The following is a 15202-nucleotide window of genomic DNA, read 5'->3' as shown; positions in this document are numbered from 1 at the left end:
TGATTGTCGGTATGATCGAATCAATGACGTGGCGATCGGCTAGCTCACTCTTTTAAGATACAAGGGGCGGGTTTCACAAACAATCACAGCCAACAAAGAACAATCTCTCAAACCCGCCCCCACCCAGATTAATGCGAGTTATTTATCGTGAAGGTAGAGTATTTATTTTGATAGTTAGGATGAAAACCAGCTATTATAGTCATCAGTCTGGTGTCTGTTGTTAGTAACAATTCCCAATTACCAATTGCCAATTATCAATGAATCAATATTTTGCTACTGTTGCGCGCGGTTTAGAAACAATTGCCGCCCAAGAATTAGAACGTTTAGGGGCTCAGGATGTCAAGCCAGATTTTACTGGGGTTTACTTTGCGGGCGATCGCGCTTTATTATACCGCGTCAATCTTTGGTCGAGAACTATTTTTCGAGTGCTAATGCCGATCGCCGAATTCCGGTGTTACAACTCGGATATGCTCTACCGCGAAGTGCAGAAAATCCCTTGGGACGAATACTTATATCCCGAAAATACTTTAGCAGTAAACTGCACCGGCGGCAACGAAAAGTTGAACCACACTCACTTTACAGCTTTGCAGGTCAAAAATGCGATCGCCGACCAACAGCGCCTTCAATTTAACAAGCGTTCTAATGTCGATGTAGAGCATCCCGATTTGCAAATTAACCTTCACATTCATCAAGATAGAGCTATTTTAAGTTTAGACAGTTCTGGCGGCAGTTTGCACCGCCGGGGATATCGACCGGCGATGGGGCTTGCTCCCCTCAAAGAAACCCTAGCTGCGGCTTTGTTGGAGATGGCAGAATGGACGCCAGATTTGCCGTTTTTAGACCCGATGTGCGGTTCGGGAACTTTGCCTTTGGAAGCGACGTTAAAGGGCTTGAATATTGCACCGGGATTGTTTCGAGAAAAGTTTGGATTTATGAGTTGGCGGGATTTTGACGAACCTTTGTGGGATAAATTGTGGGCCGAAGCGGAAAATAGTGAGTTACCGGAACTGAAAGAGGTGATTGCAGGGTGCGATCGCGATTCCGATATGTTAACTCAAGCTCGCACGAACGCGCAGCAAGCTGGTATTTCCGGTAAGATTCAGTTTGCTCAAACCGAGTTATCTCAGTTGGAAGCCCCCGCAGACAGAGGCGTTTTGATTTGCAATCCTCCCTACGGAGAGCGCCTGGGAGATGCTAGCGAATTGGGAGATTTGTACAAGATGTTGGGGGATATTTTCAAGAATCGTTTTAAAGGTTGGAATGCGTTTATTTTGACTGGAAATAAGGAGTTGGGGAAAAAGGTTGGACTCAGAACATCGCGGCGAATTCCTGTTTTCAATGGCTCGATTCCGTGTACTTTGCTCAAGTATGAACTGTATTAGGGGAGGGGAGCGGGAAAAAATCAGAGGTACTAATAGTAAAGGAAAAAAAGAATATATGCCGAATAGAATGGCTCAACAATAATCAAATTAAAATACTAATTTTACATTTGAATATATTGTTTTCTTACCTTTAATATGCTGTCAGGTAAATTAACCACAATACTTGTAGGGGCGGGTTTCACAAACAATCTGTAATTCACATCCATAATATCTATAAACCCGCCCCGCCCGATCGACAGAATTTCATTACGGGCAATTCAAGGGAAATGACATAACATTTACACCGGCAACAAAGAAACGTGAGCGGAAACAATCTTCCACCCTTGAGGAAACTTGCGCCACATCTGACTTTGCCGCCCCAGCCGCACCACTCCATCCATTACACGGCGAAATTCCAGCGTCACAGCCGCCGTGTCTGCATCGAATGTCACGACTTTGAGGTTGAACATTTCTCGATCGACATTTACAGGCGATCGTCCTTTGCGAAAAGCCCTCACCTCATCACTCCCGTACAGGTTCTCCGTCACCCCAAACCGCACAACTTCCGGCGCATCCCAGAACAAATTATCGAGAGTTTCAATATCATTCGTACAAAGAGCTTTTTCGTATTTTAAATATAGTTCAGTTAACTCAGCCACCACAGCAGAATCATTGATAACAGTCATTCGATTTTAGATTTTAGATTTTAGATTTTAGATTGACACCACGGATAAATCCGGGGGCTTGAGGATGCAAGGATTTTGGATTTGGGATTGATTCCACGGATAAATCACGTGGCGGGTACCATCAAGAAATTATTGGTCATAAGTTGTAGATTTTAAAACTCTTAACTTTCACGAGTTGTGTTTGCAATAAGGACTAAATTCCTTATTGCAAACGCAACTAATTAGAGGAAATTAATGCTCAATTTTGAGCGAAATAATCTTGTCACCTTGGCGGATAGCATTGACGACAGACATATCCTCAGTTTTGCCAAAAGTTGTGTGAACTCCATCTAGATGAGACTGGGGAGAATGGCAAATAAAGAATTGGCTGCCACCCGTATCGCGGCCTGCGTGAGCCATCGATAAAGTTCCTGCCTCATGTTTGTGGGAGTTGATTTCGCACTTGATTTTGTAGCCGGGGCCGCCAGTTCCATTGCCTTTTGGACAGCCACCTTGAATCATAAAGTTAGGAATGACTCGGTGAAAAGCCAATCCATCGTAAAAACCTTTTTCCGCCAAGTCAACAAAATTCTTCACTGTGTTAGGCGCATCCGCATCGAACAAGTCCAAATTGATTGTGCCTTTGTCGGTTTCCATTATAGCGCGGGTCATGATTTCTCCTGGTTCCTAAAATGAGTGTGTTGCCTGCGTGTTAATTGCGGACTTCGCTTTTATAGCGACAGGTTTCAAACTGTCGTTATATTGTGGCTTTCAGAAGTGTACCATATTCCGGCAACTCTCATAAAACTTATGTGTGCTTTCTGAGGGAACCCGGTTTATTGCGAGATTTCTGGTTAGTAAAGCCAATATTTTCCCAGACACCGGGTTTGTTACCCTCAGTCATATTTTAATTGTTGGTCACTTGCGGGCGATCGGGTTCTTCCTGAATATCGTTCATATTAAAAATGAAAGGAACCCGACTCGAACCTTCGCCCATAACCAGCACTTTTGGCATCTGAGCGCCGCCGCTTCTCCAAGCTTCGATCGCCTCTTTTTGCAGCACTAAATTGCCGCCTTGAGCCTTCAAAGTTTCAGCCAAAAGTCTTTGAGCTTCAGCCCTACCTTGAGCGCGGTTAATGTCAGCTTGAGCCTGTTGTTCGGCTTCCTGAGCCACATAAACAGCCCTTTGCGCCCGCTGTTCAGCGACCTGTTTCTCCTCAACCGCTTTCGCAAAATCTGTGGAGAATCGAATGTTAACAACGCTCGTATCGAGTACGATTACATCATACTTTGATAGCCTTTCCTTCAGCGCCGTATCAAAGTCTCGCTTCAGTTCACTTCTTTGAGTAATAGATTGTTCGGCGGTTCTCAGTGCAGCCGCTGTTTTAAATGCTTCTTGCGTCTGAGGAGCAATAATTTTTGAGACTATATTCTCCAAAGTTCCTTGAGTCCTTCGGACATCAACTATTCTCGCAGGATCGAGGCGAAAGTTTATCGCAAAACTGGCATTTAAATCCTGAAGGTCTTTAGTAGCACTCTGGGCGGGAACTTCAAATTTTTGCACTGTTACATCGTACACATCTACCTTGGATATTAGCGGGGGTCTGAGGTGAAACCCCTCTAACAATGCTCCATCTGTGGCTTTTCCTAAAACACTGACTACCCCTGCTTCACCTGGATTGATGACGACAAAAGAGTTTAGTCCTAGGAGTAGCGCGCCTACTAATAGAATCCCAGCGAGGGCCGATGATATGCTTTGGAAACTTTGACTTTTCAACTTACACGCTCCTTTGTGATAATTCCATTATAATGGTTAAATAGATTGGGTCGCCTCTAAAGTCTCAAATCTCAAAGGGATTGGCTGATGCTCAAAATTGTTAAATATCCTAGAACTTATCACATCGAAGGTTCGCGTTTCCAGCCGGGTGATGAAGACCTCGACAGCGTGCCATTTAGCGCTTTGATCGATCGCCCTCTAATTATAGAAGAAAAGGTAGACGGCGCTAATACAGGCATCAGCTTCGCACCAGATGGACAAATGCTGCTGCAAAGTCGCGGCCACTATCTCACCGGCGGGCCGAGGGAAAAACATTTTAACTTATTCAAACAGTGGGCTTTCAGTCTCAGCGGAACCCTGGGAGAAGTGCTGGGAAATCGCTACATTCTTTACGGCGAATGGCTTTATGCGAAACACACTGTTTTTTATGATTTTTTGCCGCACTATTTTATGGAATACGACGTGCTGGACTTAGAAACCAGTCAATTTCTGAGTACAGAAGCCCGCCAGAAGTTGTTAACAGGACTGCCGTTAGTGTCCGTTCCCGTGTTGTTTTCTGGAGTGCTGAAATCTCCCAAGCAAATGATGCCGTTTATGGAAAAATCTCATTTTATTCAACCCGGACATTTGGAACGGTTGCGTTTGTACTGCGGGGAATTGGGATTAGATGAAGAACGGTGTTTGAAAGAGACTGACAAGAGCGATATTATGGAAGGTTTGTATATTAAAGTAGAGGAAGACGGAATTGTCAAGGCGCGTTACAAGTACGTGCGTGCCAGCTTTTTAACAGCGATTAAAAACGCCGAAGGACATTGGCTAAATCGCCCAATTGTACCCAATATTCTGCGTCCCGGCGCAGATTTATTTAATTTTAGTTTATAAACAGATATCTTGCACCATTGTCAAGAACGGGCAAGATGCCCGTTCCACAAAGAATGAGTTTTATTGTGGAACAGGCCGAAAAGCCTGTTCCTAATATCTTGCACCATTGTCAAGAACGGGCAAGATGCCCGTTCCACAAAGAATGAGTTTTATTGTGGAACAGGCCGAAAAGCCTGTTCCTAAACAAGTAATTGAGAATGGTGCAAAATGTGAGTAAAGTAAAAACTGCCGACCATTGGCGTCAAATTTCCACGCTCCTTCCCGAAGTCCGGCAGGGGTTTAAACCCCTGACTCAAAGCTAAAGTCCTCTCCCATAGGAAGGATGAGTTGTTCAGTCAGATCCAACAAGTAAAGTTATGAATACACTGTTAGCGCCGCCTTGGACTTTTCCCTTTTGTCCCCAACCGCCCGATTGGTTTCTGGATTGGGACAGCATTCAAAATCATTTCGATTGGATTCAAAACTTAAAAGGATGTCAGCAAGACCCGATTTATCACGCCGAAGGAGATGTTTTAATTCATACCAGAATGGTCTGCGAAGCATTAATCTCATCCCCGAATTGGCGGCAACTTCCCGAAAAAGAACGATCGATACTTTTTGCCGCCGCTTTGCTGCACGATGTCGCCAAACCAGCCTTTACAAAAATAGAAGCGGACGGCAGAATTAGCTCAAAAGGTCACGCCCGCCAAGGTGCGAGGATGGTTAGACAAATTTTATCTCAATTCGAGCCACCAGTGCAGTTTGAGATTCGCGAAACTGTTGTGGCGATCGTCCAATTCGGCAGTTTACCCATCTGGCTAATCGACAAACCCAACCCGCAGCAGTCTGTAATTAAAGTCAGTCAAGTTGTCCGCTGCGATTTCCTCGCACTTTTAGCCGAAGCAGACGTGCGCGGCCGACAGTGTAGCGACAAACAAGAATTACTCGATAAAATACAACTATTTCGGGAGTTTTGTCAAGAAAATAATTGTTTGGATTCTCCCCGACAATTCCCCTCCGCACACAGCCGATTTATCTACTTCCGCAAAGAGAATGGAAACCCAGATTACGAAGCATTTGACGACACTAAATGCGAAGTAATTTTGATGTCGGGATTGCCAGGAAGCGGTAAAGATTATTGGATTCGGAAAAATCTCCCAGATTTGCCAGTAATCTCGCTGGATGCACTGCGAAAAGAGATGAATGTGTCTCCCAACGAAACACCTGGAAATGTGGTGACAGCAGCCAAACAAAGAGCGCGCGAATACATGAATGAGGGGCGTTCTTTTGTGTGGAACGCCACGAATACAACTAAACAAATGCGGCAGCAATTAATTAATTTTTTTGCTGCTTACCAAGCGCGAATTCGCATTGTTTATCTGGAAGTACCTCTAGAAGAAATAGGGCAGCGGAATCGATCGCGCACAGCAACAGTACCGGAAGCAGTCATTCGCAAATTAGCTGCGCGGCTGGATATTCCCGATCGCACAGAAGCCCATCAAGTCGATCGGATCGTAACCGATTAGGCTACTTTAGGGGCGATTCCCCGCAGTTAGCCAGATTACTTCAACGCGCTACCAATTCCTTTTTCCCTAAAAGAGAATCGTCATAATGCGCCAACAAATCAGCAGGGTGATCGTAAATTTCCGCAGCATTTGCCAGCGAAGCATCATCGAAACCTCCGCACCGAAAAGCAATTACTGGCACCCCGCACTTGCCCGCAGCTTCGATATCGTAAGGAGTATCAGCTAACATCACCGTCTGACTCGCTTCCATCTGCAATTTGCTCAAAGCAGCTTCCACAATATCCGGTTCCGGCTTAGAAGCTTCCGCATCACTCGATGTCGCCGCTTGCGCTTGATCCAATAAATCGTCAACTTGTGCAGCTTTCAGCAAACCGGAAAGTTCTTCGGTGGTAGCTGAAGTAGCAATAATTAGCCGCAATCCTTCTTTCTGCATTTTTAACAGCAAATCCCGCGAACCGGGGGTTGGAGAAAGATCGGGAGAAAAGCGGTTAATAATCAGTTCTTTACGCCGCTGTGCAATCTTTTTCCCGTCGCCTGCTTCGTCGGAAAGTTCTGATACCATTTGGGGTATAACTTTGTCGCCTCCCATACCAATTAGCGGGCGAACTTTCTCAAACGGCACCTCGTAGCCGTAAGCGGCAAATGCCTCCACCCAAGCTTGAGCGTGGGCGTCATTGCTGAGCGTCAGAGTACCGTCAATATCGAGAATTACTGCTTGCAATTGCATAACTTATTTGTTGTGAGTTATTAGACTTATTCCAAAAAACTATTTTGTAGTAAAAACTTTAGTCCACAATTATTTAATTAGTCAATCGGAGACGGAAGTCCCCACTACGAACTTTTAGACAGGGACTTCAGTCTCAGAGCGATTTTTCGGGTTAAGTTGACACCTATGTGCCCTGTTCCTACCCCTAGCTTCCCCTCGCCCCCTTGTTAAAGGGGATGGGGAGAATCAGTGGAATCAATGAGTTTGATAATTTTCCTCAGTCCAACAGCGCGGCAAATTTTCACCGGAAGGAAAGACTAAATTACTTTTTGGAAAAGTTGCTGTCTCTTGCTCTTCTTGACCAGCTTGATTTTTTCCCGGCACTTCTTGTTTTGTAGGGCTGAGTAAAGCCTCTACATCGAGGATTTCAATCAAGTCGCCTGATTCTTTTTCTTGTAAAAGCATAGTTTTTCCGTGAAGGGTAAATGCGAGTTATGGTTTGAGGACAACTTTGATACAGTTGTCTTTTTTGTTGAGGAAAATCTCGTAAGCGTGGGGCGCTTCATCCAATTTCATTCGGTGCGTAATTACGAATGACGGGTCAATTTCGCCTTTTTGAACGCGATCGAGCAACGGCCGCAAATAGCGGTGAACGTGCGTTTGTCCCATTTTCAGGGTCAAGCCTTTGTTGAAAGCTGCACCTAACGGCACTTTGTCAACAAAGCCGCCGTAAACGCCGGGAATTGAGACTGTGCCGCCTTTGCGACAAGCTACGAGCACTTGTCGCAGGGCAGTGGGTCGATCGCTCTCCAACCGCACGGCTTGCTTAGCTTTGTCGTACAAAGCGTCGAGACCGGTGCCGTGGGCTTCCATCCCCACCGCGTCGATGCAGGAGTCAGGCCCGCGTCCCCCCGTCATTTCGGTGACGGCTTCCCCGGCGTCCATTTCTTCGTAGTTGATGATTTCAGCTTTGGCTGCTGCAGCCATTTGCAAGCGTTCCGGTACGCGGTCGATCGCAATTACTCGATCGGCCCCCAGCATAAACGCGCTTCTGATTGCAAATTGTCCGACCGGCCCGCATCCCCAAACAGCTACAGTATCCCCCGGCTGAATGTTGCAGTTTTCGGCCGCCATGTAACCGGTAGGAAAGATATCGGTGAGGAACAATACTTGTTCGTCCGAAAGTCCGTCGGGAATTTTTAAAGGGCCGACATCTGCAAACGGAACCCGCGCGTATTCTGCTTGACCTCCTGCATAGCCGCCCGTTAAATGGGAGAAGCCAAACAGTCCAGCCGGCGAATGGCCGTAGATTTTTTCAGCCAATCCTGCATTGGGGTTGGAGTTGTCGCACAGCGACCACAAATCGCGGTTGCAAAAGAAGCAACTGCCGCAAGAAATAGTAAAAGGAATGACAATGCGATCGCCCTTTTTTAAGTTCTTGACTTCGCTGCCGAGTTCGACTACTTCCCCCATGAATTCGTGGCCCATGATGTCGCCCGATTGCATTGTCGGGATCAAGCCATTGTAGAGGTGCAAATCTGAGCCGCAGATTGCTGTAGACGTGATTTTAACTATGGCATCGCGCGGGTTGATAATTGTTGGGTCTGGTACATTATCAACTCGCACATCATTTGCTCCGTGCCAGCAAAGAGCTTTCATTATTTTTTTTTCCTCTAGTCAACTACTAGCTAGCAGATTTTTGATTCTAAATCTTAAATTTACTACGCCGATAAATTACCTGCTTGGATGTTTTAATTTTAAGCCTATAAAATATATTATCTCTCTATCCGAGGTATAATTTATAAATCTATCTTCCGGCTGTTTTCAATAACAAAAATGTAAAGCTTATGCCCCTTATGTGCGGGAAATTTCACATTCTTTTGTTAACCACCAACATTTATAGCAACCACGCCCGACGGTTAGGACGTTCTTAATTGCTGAAATCCTTGCTTCTTCCTTCTCTCCTAGATAACTAAAGCCTTCTTCCTTCTGCCATAACAGCTAACAGCGAGATGGATGAGATTGTTTTTGTCGATCGCCGATCGCTCTCCTCTCACAATAAATAAAACTTTCGCACTTAATCTCACTATAGGCGAGGCTTAAGCTCACATTAGATAAAAAGCGACCGAAAAATTCTCAACGAAAAGCGGGTTTATCGATTATTAAGTAGGGCGCGTGACTTTTGTATAGGTCAACACTCTTCCCCAATAATGACAATCACGCACCCTGCTTAAGGAGGATTAATCGTCAAATATTGTATATTAGTTAGAGCTAAAAGCCGAGCTTGCGCTAAAGTTGTTAAAGATTAAAATTTATCGATCGCCTTTTATGCCTTACACTGCATCTACCCCAACAGACCCCCATCAACCCAACATCCGCAATGCCGACCACCGCCTACTAGAATTCACCAAGCTGACGCCGATGATGCAGCGGTATGTGGAAGTGAAAGAACAGTATCCCCACGCACTTTTATTGTTTCGAGTCGGAGATTTTTTTGAGTGTTTTTTCCAAGATGCAGTTACTATTTCGCAGGAATTAGAACTTGTTTGTACTAGCAAAGAAAGCGGCAAAGAAATTGGCAGAGTGCCGATGACAGGAGTGCCGCACCACGCCCTCGACCGCTACACCTCAATGTTAGTAGAAAAAGGCTATGCTGTGGTAGTTTGCGACCAAGTTGAAGATGCCTCAATTGCTGCTAAAGAAGGCCGCCAAGTCAAGCGAGAAATTACCCGCATTCTCACTCCCGGAACCTTGACTGATGACGGAATGCTCAAACCCAGACAAAATAATTTTTTAGCAGCAATTGTGATAGCGGGGGAACATTGGGGATTGGCTTATACAGATATTTCTACGGGAGAATTCGTCACTACCCAAGCAGACACTTTAGAACAATTAACCTTAGAATTACTGCGTTTGCAACCTTCGGAAGTCTTGGTACCGACTAATGCGCCGGATTTGGTGACTATGTTGAGGCCCGGAGAGAAATCCGAGCATTTGCCCGATTGTTTGCCGAATTCGTTTTGCTATTCTTTGCGATCGCAAATTCCGTTTAGTTTGTCCGAAGCAAAACAGAGAATCCTGCAAAAGTTCAAAGTGCGATCGCTAGAAGGCATGGGATGCGGCCACCTTTCCCTCGCAGTGCGCGCCGCCGGCGGTTTGCTGCAATATCTCGAAGAAACTCAAAAGGAAAAAGCAGTTTCTTTGCAAAGATTGCACACTTACACTCTCACCGATTTTCTCATACTCGACTACCAAACCCGCCGCAATCTGGAAATTACTCAAACAGTGAGAGATGGGGTTTTTCACGGTTCGCTGCTGTGGGCTATAGACAAAACCAGCACCGCCATGGGAGGCCGCGCTTTGCGCCGCTGGGTGCTGCAACCTTTGCTCAACATTAAAGGCATTTGCGCCCGACACGACACGATTCAAGAATTAGTAGAAAATAACCCCCTGCGCCAAGATTTGCAGCAGTTGCTGCGCCAAATTTACGACATAGAAAGACTGACAGGCCGCGCCGGTTCTGGAACAGCTAGCGCGCGGGATTTGGTCGCTTTAGCTGATTCTCTCTCAAAACTGCCGGAATTAGCTGCGATCGCAGCCCTTGGGCGATCGCCCTATTTGAAAGCACTGCAAAATGTACCGCCAATTCTCGAAGAATTAGCAAGTAAAATTCACTCTCATTTAGTTGACGAACCGCCGATTCATTTAAAAGAAGGAGGTTTGATTCGAGCGGGAATCAATCCGATGCTAGATGAAATGCGCCAAACTGCATCAGCCGACCAAGAATGGATTGCAAATTTAGAAGCCACTGAGAGAAAGCGCACGGGAATTTCTAATTTAAAAGTAGGCTACAATAAAGCTTTCGGCTATTACATCAGCATTACCAAATCAAAAGTAGACCAAGTACCGAGGGACTACACCCGCAAGCAAACTCTCACCAATGAAGAACGCTACAGCACTGAAGAATTAAAAGAAAGGGAAGTGCGAATTCTGACAGCGCGGGAAGATTTAAATCAATTAGAATACGATATTTTTGCTAAAGTGCGATCGGAGGTAGGAGAACACGCAGAAATTATTCGCAACGTTTCCCGCGCTGTGGCGGCGGCAGATGTTTTGTGCGGTTTGGCAGAAGTAGCAGTTTACCAGAATTACTGCCGCCCGACTATGACAGAAAGTCGGGAAATTAAAATTATTGAAGGCTGTCATCCTGTGGTGGAAAAGTCTTTGCCGCCGGGATTTTTTGTCCCTAATTCTGCTTTTTTGGGTCGGGAAGAAGCGCTAAACCGCCCAGATTTAATTATTTTAACCGGCCCGAATGCTAGCGGGAAAAGCTGCTACCTGCGGCAGGTGGGTTTGATCCAGTTAATGGCGCAGATGGGCAGTTTTGTGCCGGCGAAAGCTGCGAGTTTGGGAATTTGCGATCGTATTTTTACCCGCGTCGGCGCCGTCGATGATTTGGCAACAGGTCAGTCTACGTTTATGGTAGAAATGAACGAAACTGCAAATATTCTCAATCATGCGACGCCGCAATCATTGGTTTTATTAGATGAAATTGGCAGGGGAACGGCGACGTTTGACGGACTTTCGATTGCTTGGTCTGTGGCGGAATATTTAGCAACTGAGATTCGGGCGCGGACAATTTTTGCGACTCACTATCACGAGTTAAATGAGTTAGCTTCTATTTTAGATAATGTCGCCAATTATCAGGTGACAGTGAAAGAATTGCCGGATCAAATCGTATTTTTGCACCAAGTTCAGCCGGGAGGTGCTGACAAATCTTACGGAATTGAAGCGGGCAGATTAGCTGGTTTACCGCCGTCGGTGATTGACCGGGCGAGACAGGTGATGAGGCAGATTGAGAAACATAGCAAAATTGCGATCGGGCTGCGGAAAGGTGTTAAAAAAGATGGCAAAAAAGAGTCGGAGGGCGAACAGTTGGATATTTTTGAGGATTGAAATTTCCGGTGGGAACAAAATTTGTAGTAATTTCTATATTGCACCATTTTCAATAAGCCTTTCAGGGGCGGGCTCTCCTGCCCAACCCCTACTCCCCACAATAAAATTCACTCTTTGTGGAACAGGCATCTTGCCTGTTCATAAAAATGGTGCAATATCTAATTTACTACTTTTACTACAAACCAGGAACTCTCCAGCAACTCTAACGCCCATTTTGCAACTTTCTTACCTCTTTGTGCACGCTCATCCCAATTTCCAAAGCCTCATTCAGCAACCGCCCGTATTCAGTCGCCAGATCGCTCACATCCAGCGCCATCAAAGCAGCCAAATTACTTTCAATATTAGCAAATAACTCGTAACGGCGGCCGATAAATTGCTGATTTTTTCTGAGAATTCTCTCTGTTTTCAAAGCACACACTAAACTTTCTCTAGTAATTTTTAATGCCTCAATTGCTTCTCCTCGGTTAATTAAATTGGCTTGTAATTTGCCAGCAGCCGTTAGGCGATCGATAATATCTAAAGCCGGAGTCACCTCATGATACTTCTCAACTTCATCCCGCACACCCGCCAGGGTTGCCAGAGGCTTTGCCTTAACCCATTTATAGACATTCCAAGCAACCGTAATCGCCAGCGACAAACCCAAAGTTATTTGTAAAACCCTGACAAATATCTCAGCATCGCTAAATGAACCAACATTATGTTTATTAGCCAGTAAAGCAATCGGCTGCTAAACAACTAATGTCAGGCAAAATCTCAGCAACTCATTCAACAAAAGAGAAAACAGCTTTTTGCCGTCCCGGAGTGCAGCAGGTCGGTAAAAATCCCCTGCAAAACCGTCGCTCACAGCTATTCCGCTCAAATCTTCCAACTCCTTCTCAGGAATCTTGATCTCATCCAAATCAGCTTGTATCACTCTTTAAAATCTCCTTTAATTGGGATTAATTACGATCCTCCCAGAGACATAATTGATTGCCACAGACTCATATAAAAATTGCTTTCTCGGTTTCGGAACAGTTGAAAAGGCATTCCCGACGACCCAAAAAACGGTCTCAGCGTCCATCCCAACTGAGTGCCAACAAACGCATAGAGTCCCAACCAAAAGCGCAAAATATTTAGCCTAATGTCTTTGCCTTCCGTATCTTGTTCGGACAGAAAGTGCATTCCTTGATAAATGAAACTTACGCCCAAAAATCCTGTGATTGCCATAATAGCAACATTCAACACCAGAAAAAAATTGTAATTGGTACTGCTTAGAAGAAAAAACGTAAGGATTCAGGTCTTTGATTGGGGAATAAGAGAAGGCATGAAAAAGTTACAAGAATGGGCAGATATAGCATCATGTAAAAAAGCCATTGCGCTTTTACCTTGAAATCTACAAGTCTGAATCACAGATAACAAATCAGCAGTTTGTTCAAACCGAGACATGGACCGGGAACCCCCAGATACCTTACGCTTCGTCACGGCTAATCGCAGAGAACGTTCTGCCAAATTATTATCAGGGGGAATTTCCGGGTGGTCTAAAAAGTACCACCATTGATGTGCTTTCTCACGTAACGAGCGCAGTAACAGTCCAGCAGCATGACCAACATGACCTTGCCAAGTATTTAACAATTCTGCCAATCTCGTTTTAAAGTCCCTCGCCCAAGTCTGATAATCAATCTCTTGGGGGTGTACCCGCCCTAGGCGATGTTGTCGAAATGCCTCATCAATTAATTCCAAAAATGCAGAAGCGACGACACTGTTATTACCGTGGCGTATAAGCAGAACTTTCTTAAAATGTCGCCGTAGATGGGCTAGACATTTTTGTTGCGCTCCCACAATCACACCGTTATATACGCTAAAATCATCGGAACTCAACACTGAGCGCAAATTCATGCCCCAGCATCGTCTCTAATTCGGCTCTACTGCGAGTGTCTGCGGCATGAAACAGGCAAAAATCTTGACCCGTAGCTGTCCATAACCATTCTTTGACTGCAATACAAATGCTAGACAAGTCTAGACATTTGCTTCTTACTTCATCGGGAGCATGGGAGCGGTTATCCCTCAGTAAGCTTTCGCGGTTTAGCCAACCGCGATAAATTAATTGCTGCGTTTAAATCTCTGTCCATCGAATGGCCACAACTTCCACAGTTATAAGTCCTTTCTTTGAGTGGCATATCTTGGATATGTCCACAGTTTGAACAGGTCTTGCTCGACGGGAACCATCGGTCGGCAACGATTATTTCACAGCCAAACTTTTTAGCCTTGTACTCTAACTGGCGTTTGAATTCATGGAATCCACAGTCAGCTATTACTTGAGCTAGTTTATGATTGACCAACATCCCGGAAACCTTCAAATTTTCTACTACTATTTTTGCGTGGTTTTTGCCTAAGTAAGTAGTGATTTGATGCCGAGTGTTTTTTCTAAGATTTGCTACCTTAGCATGATGCTTTGCTAATTGAATTTTGGCTTTATATCTATTCTCGGAACCCTTGACCTTTCTAGCAAGAACTCTTGACCACCTCTTGAGTTTCCCGATATGTGCCTTGTAGTGCTTTGGATTCGGAAATACTACGCCCGTTGAAAGTGTAGCTAACTCTTTGACGCCCAAGTCAACTCCTACAACCTCATGAGTTTTGATTGTCGGCTCGTGACTTTGTACGCATCGCGAACGCAATAAACCAACTGTCAGCAGTACGCGAAATAGTAATTGACTTGCAAGTTGTATGAGGCAATCCTTCGTAGGTTTTTACCCAACCGATTGTTGGTAGCTTTATAGATGTACCACCCACTGCTATAGGCTTTCCACTTGCATCAATTGTGAAAGAATCGTGATGTCCTTTCTTCTTGAATTTTGGATATCCACCTTTTTTTGAGAAAAATCTAGAAAAGGAATCCCCAAGATTGTCAAAGGCATATTGGGTAATTTCTTGGCAGATGCCTGTCTCTTTAATCCACTCGAACTCAGGTTTTACGTGGTTATTAAAGAATTTCTTGAGGAGGTATTTGTTTGGCTTCAGTCCATCTCGATAAAGGTCGCTCCAAGTTGCCAATCCCCAATTATAAGTAAACCGCGCTATTCCAGCGTGTTTGCTCATTATCGTTGCTTGACTTTTGCGGTTCTTTAGCTTTGTTTTGATGGACAGAAGCATTGTTCGACCTCAACACTGAATTTCTTTGTTGCCTGAGTTTGACAGCTCTTGTACGGGCTTGTCAATAGCGTTTTTCAAGTTGTCTTTAATTTCTTTGGAGTAATTTCGTAATCCGTATAGACGGCAGGAGAAGCAATGGATTAAGTAGTTAAGCAAAATTAATTACATAATTATCTCCAAATTCTTTAAGAATTCTTTCTACAGATGAAACAAGAGAT

At 44.8% G+C, this 15202-nt stretch carries 15 protein-coding genes and 1 pseudogene; 4 read left to right on the top strand and 12 right to left on the bottom strand.

The genetic code is table 11. The features are described from left to right. Nucleotides 1–257: 257 nt before the first annotated feature. Nucleotides 258–1382: a THUMP domain-containing protein gene (locus QT992_RS31285; protein ID WP_333336627.1), complete on the top strand. Its 1125-nt coding sequence runs from the start codon at nucleotides 258–260 to the stop codon at nucleotides 1380–1382. Nucleotides 1383–1660: 278 nt separating this feature from the next. On the opposite strand, the gene hpxZ is transcribed toward QT992_RS31285, so the two are convergent. The 3 genes from hpxZ to QT992_RS31270 form a co-directional block, all read right to left on the bottom strand. Continuing rightward, entirely contained in the window at nucleotides 1661–2047 is a 387-nt protein-coding gene (gene hpxZ, locus QT992_RS31280) for an oxalurate catabolism protein HpxZ (protein WP_333238906.1), read from the bottom strand. A gap of 231 nt (nucleotides 2048–2278) precedes the next feature. After that, nucleotides 2279–2698 (bottom strand): peptidylprolyl isomerase, encoded by a 420-nt coding sequence (locus tag QT992_RS31275; protein WP_333313781.1) that lies wholly within the window; start codon nucleotides 2696–2698, stop codon nucleotides 2279–2281. A 235-nt stretch (nucleotides 2699–2933) separates the two neighbouring features. Next, nucleotides 2934–3803 (bottom strand): prohibitin family protein, encoded by an 870-nt coding sequence (locus QT992_RS31270; RefSeq protein ID WP_333336625.1) that lies wholly within the window; start codon nucleotides 3801–3803, stop codon nucleotides 2934–2936. An 87-nt stretch (nucleotides 3804–3890) separates the two neighbouring features. Between QT992_RS31270 and QT992_RS31265 the strand changes: the two genes are divergently transcribed. Together QT992_RS31265 and QT992_RS31260 are read left to right on the top strand one after the other, a co-directional pair. After that, on the top strand, nucleotides 3891–4685 hold the full coding sequence (locus QT992_RS31265) for an RNA ligase family protein (RefSeq protein WP_333336623.1): 795 nt from the start codon (nucleotides 3891–3893) through the stop codon (nucleotides 4683–4685). A gap of 356 nt (nucleotides 4686–5041) precedes the next feature. After that, nucleotides 5042–6190, top strand: a complete 1149-nt coding sequence (locus QT992_RS31260) for an AAA family ATPase (protein WP_333378533.1) — start codon at nucleotides 5042–5044, stop codon at nucleotides 6188–6190. Nucleotides 6191–6230: 40 nt separating this feature from the next. Here the strand turns inward: QT992_RS31260 and QT992_RS31255 are convergent, their stop codons facing one another. From QT992_RS31255 to QT992_RS31245, 3 genes are all read right to left on the bottom strand, one after another. Continuing rightward, nucleotides 6231–6917 (bottom strand): HAD family hydrolase, encoded by a 687-nt coding sequence (locus tag QT992_RS31255; protein WP_333313774.1) that lies wholly within the window; start codon nucleotides 6915–6917, stop codon nucleotides 6231–6233. Nucleotides 6918–7151: 234 nt separating this feature from the next. Continuing rightward, complete coding sequence (locus QT992_RS31250) at nucleotides 7152–7361, bottom strand: acetyltransferase (RefSeq protein WP_333313772.1); 210 nt, start codon at nucleotides 7359–7361, stop codon at nucleotides 7152–7154. Between the two features lie 27 nt (nucleotides 7362–7388). Beyond that, complete coding sequence (locus tag QT992_RS31245; RefSeq protein WP_333313770.1) at nucleotides 7389–8555, bottom strand: zinc-dependent alcohol dehydrogenase; 1167 nt, start codon at nucleotides 8553–8555, stop codon at nucleotides 7389–7391. Between the two features lie 669 nt (nucleotides 8556–9224). Between QT992_RS31245 and mutS the strand changes: the two genes are divergently transcribed. Continuing rightward, complete coding sequence (gene mutS, locus QT992_RS31240) at nucleotides 9225–11852, top strand: DNA mismatch repair protein MutS (protein ID WP_333378536.1); 2628 nt, start codon at nucleotides 9225–9227, stop codon at nucleotides 11850–11852. 202 nt (nucleotides 11853–12054) lie between these two features. Here mutS and QT992_RS31235 read toward each other — a convergent pair whose 3' ends face one another. From QT992_RS31235 to QT992_RS31210, 6 genes and pseudogenes are all read right to left on the bottom strand, one after another. Then, on the bottom strand, nucleotides 12055–12489 hold the full coding sequence (locus QT992_RS31235) for a hypothetical protein (RefSeq protein WP_333378530.1): 435 nt from the start codon (nucleotides 12487–12489) through the stop codon (nucleotides 12055–12057). Between the two features lie 90 nt (nucleotides 12490–12579). Further along, a complete protein-coding gene (locus QT992_RS31230; protein WP_333336618.1) occupies nucleotides 12580–12765 on the bottom strand; it encodes a hypothetical protein in 186 nt (61 codons plus the stop codon). 29 nt (nucleotides 12766–12794) lie between these two features. Continuing rightward, nucleotides 12795–13058, bottom strand: coding sequence for a hypothetical protein (locus QT992_RS31225; protein ID WP_333313764.1), 264 nt, complete (start codon nucleotides 13056–13058; stop codon nucleotides 12795–12797). A 66-nt stretch (nucleotides 13059–13124) separates the two neighbouring features. Continuing rightward, nucleotides 13125–13824, bottom strand: a pseudogene (locus QT992_RS31220) (IS66 family transposase); the annotation flags it as partial. A gap of 64 nt (nucleotides 13825–13888) precedes the next feature. After that, on the bottom strand, nucleotides 13889–14443 hold the full coding sequence (locus tag QT992_RS31215) for an RNA-guided endonuclease TnpB family protein (RefSeq protein WP_333336616.1): 555 nt from the start codon (nucleotides 14441–14443) through the stop codon (nucleotides 13889–13891). Nucleotides 14444–14459: 16 nt separating this feature from the next. Then, entirely contained in the window at nucleotides 14460–14984 is a 525-nt protein-coding gene (locus tag QT992_RS31210) for a helix-turn-helix domain-containing protein (RefSeq protein ID WP_333336614.1), read from the bottom strand. Between the last annotated feature and the right edge of the window lie 218 nt (nucleotides 14985–15202).

The organism is Microcoleus sp. T3_D1 (assembly GCF_036700405.1).
In the GTDB taxonomy this organism is placed as follows: Bacteria; Cyanobacteriota; Cyanobacteriia; order Cyanobacteriales; family Microcoleaceae; genus Microcoleus.
The sequence above is the reverse complement of the archived record's forward strand: the minus strand, read 5'-3'. Positions and strand labels throughout refer to the sequence as shown.

Bases quoted from the DNA above. Each gene is read 5' to 3' on its own strand.
- QT992_RS31255 (WP_333313774.1), bottom strand. From the start codon at position 6,917: ATGCAATTGCAAGCAGTAATTCTCGATATTGACGGTACTCTGACGCTC.
- QT992_RS31225 (WP_333313764.1), bottom strand. From the start codon at position 13,058: ATGGCAATCACAGGATTTTTGGGCGTAAGTTTCATTTATCAAGGAATG.
- QT992_RS31275 (WP_333313781.1), bottom strand. From the start codon at position 2,698: ATGACCCGCGCTATAATGGAAACCGACAAAGGCACAATCAATTTGGAC.
- QT992_RS31250 (WP_333313772.1), bottom strand. From the start codon at position 7,361: ATGCTTTTACAAGAAAAAGAATCAGGCGACTTGATTGAAATCCTCGAT.
- mutS (WP_333378536.1), top strand. From the start codon at position 9,225: ATGCCTTACACTGCATCTACCCCAACAGACCCCCATCAACCCAACATC.
- hpxZ (WP_333238906.1), bottom strand. From the start codon at position 2,047: ATGACTGTTATCAATGATTCTGCTGTGGTGGCTGAGTTAACTGAACTA.
- QT992_RS31285 (WP_333336627.1), top strand. From the start codon at position 258: ATGAATCAATATTTTGCTACTGTTGCGCGCGGTTTAGAAACAATTGCC.
- QT992_RS31265 (WP_333336623.1), top strand. From the start codon at position 3,891: ATGCTCAAAATTGTTAAATATCCTAGAACTTATCACATCGAAGGTTCG.
- QT992_RS31245 (WP_333313770.1), bottom strand. From the start codon at position 8,555: ATGAAAGCTCTTTGCTGGCACGGAGCAAATGATGTGCGAGTTGATAAT.
- QT992_RS31210 (WP_333336614.1), bottom strand. From the start codon at position 14,984: ATGCTTCTGTCCATCAAAACAAAGCTAAAGAACCGCAAAAGTCAAGCA.
- QT992_RS31260 (WP_333378533.1), top strand. From the start codon at position 5,042: ATGAATACACTGTTAGCGCCGCCTTGGACTTTTCCCTTTTGTCCCCAA.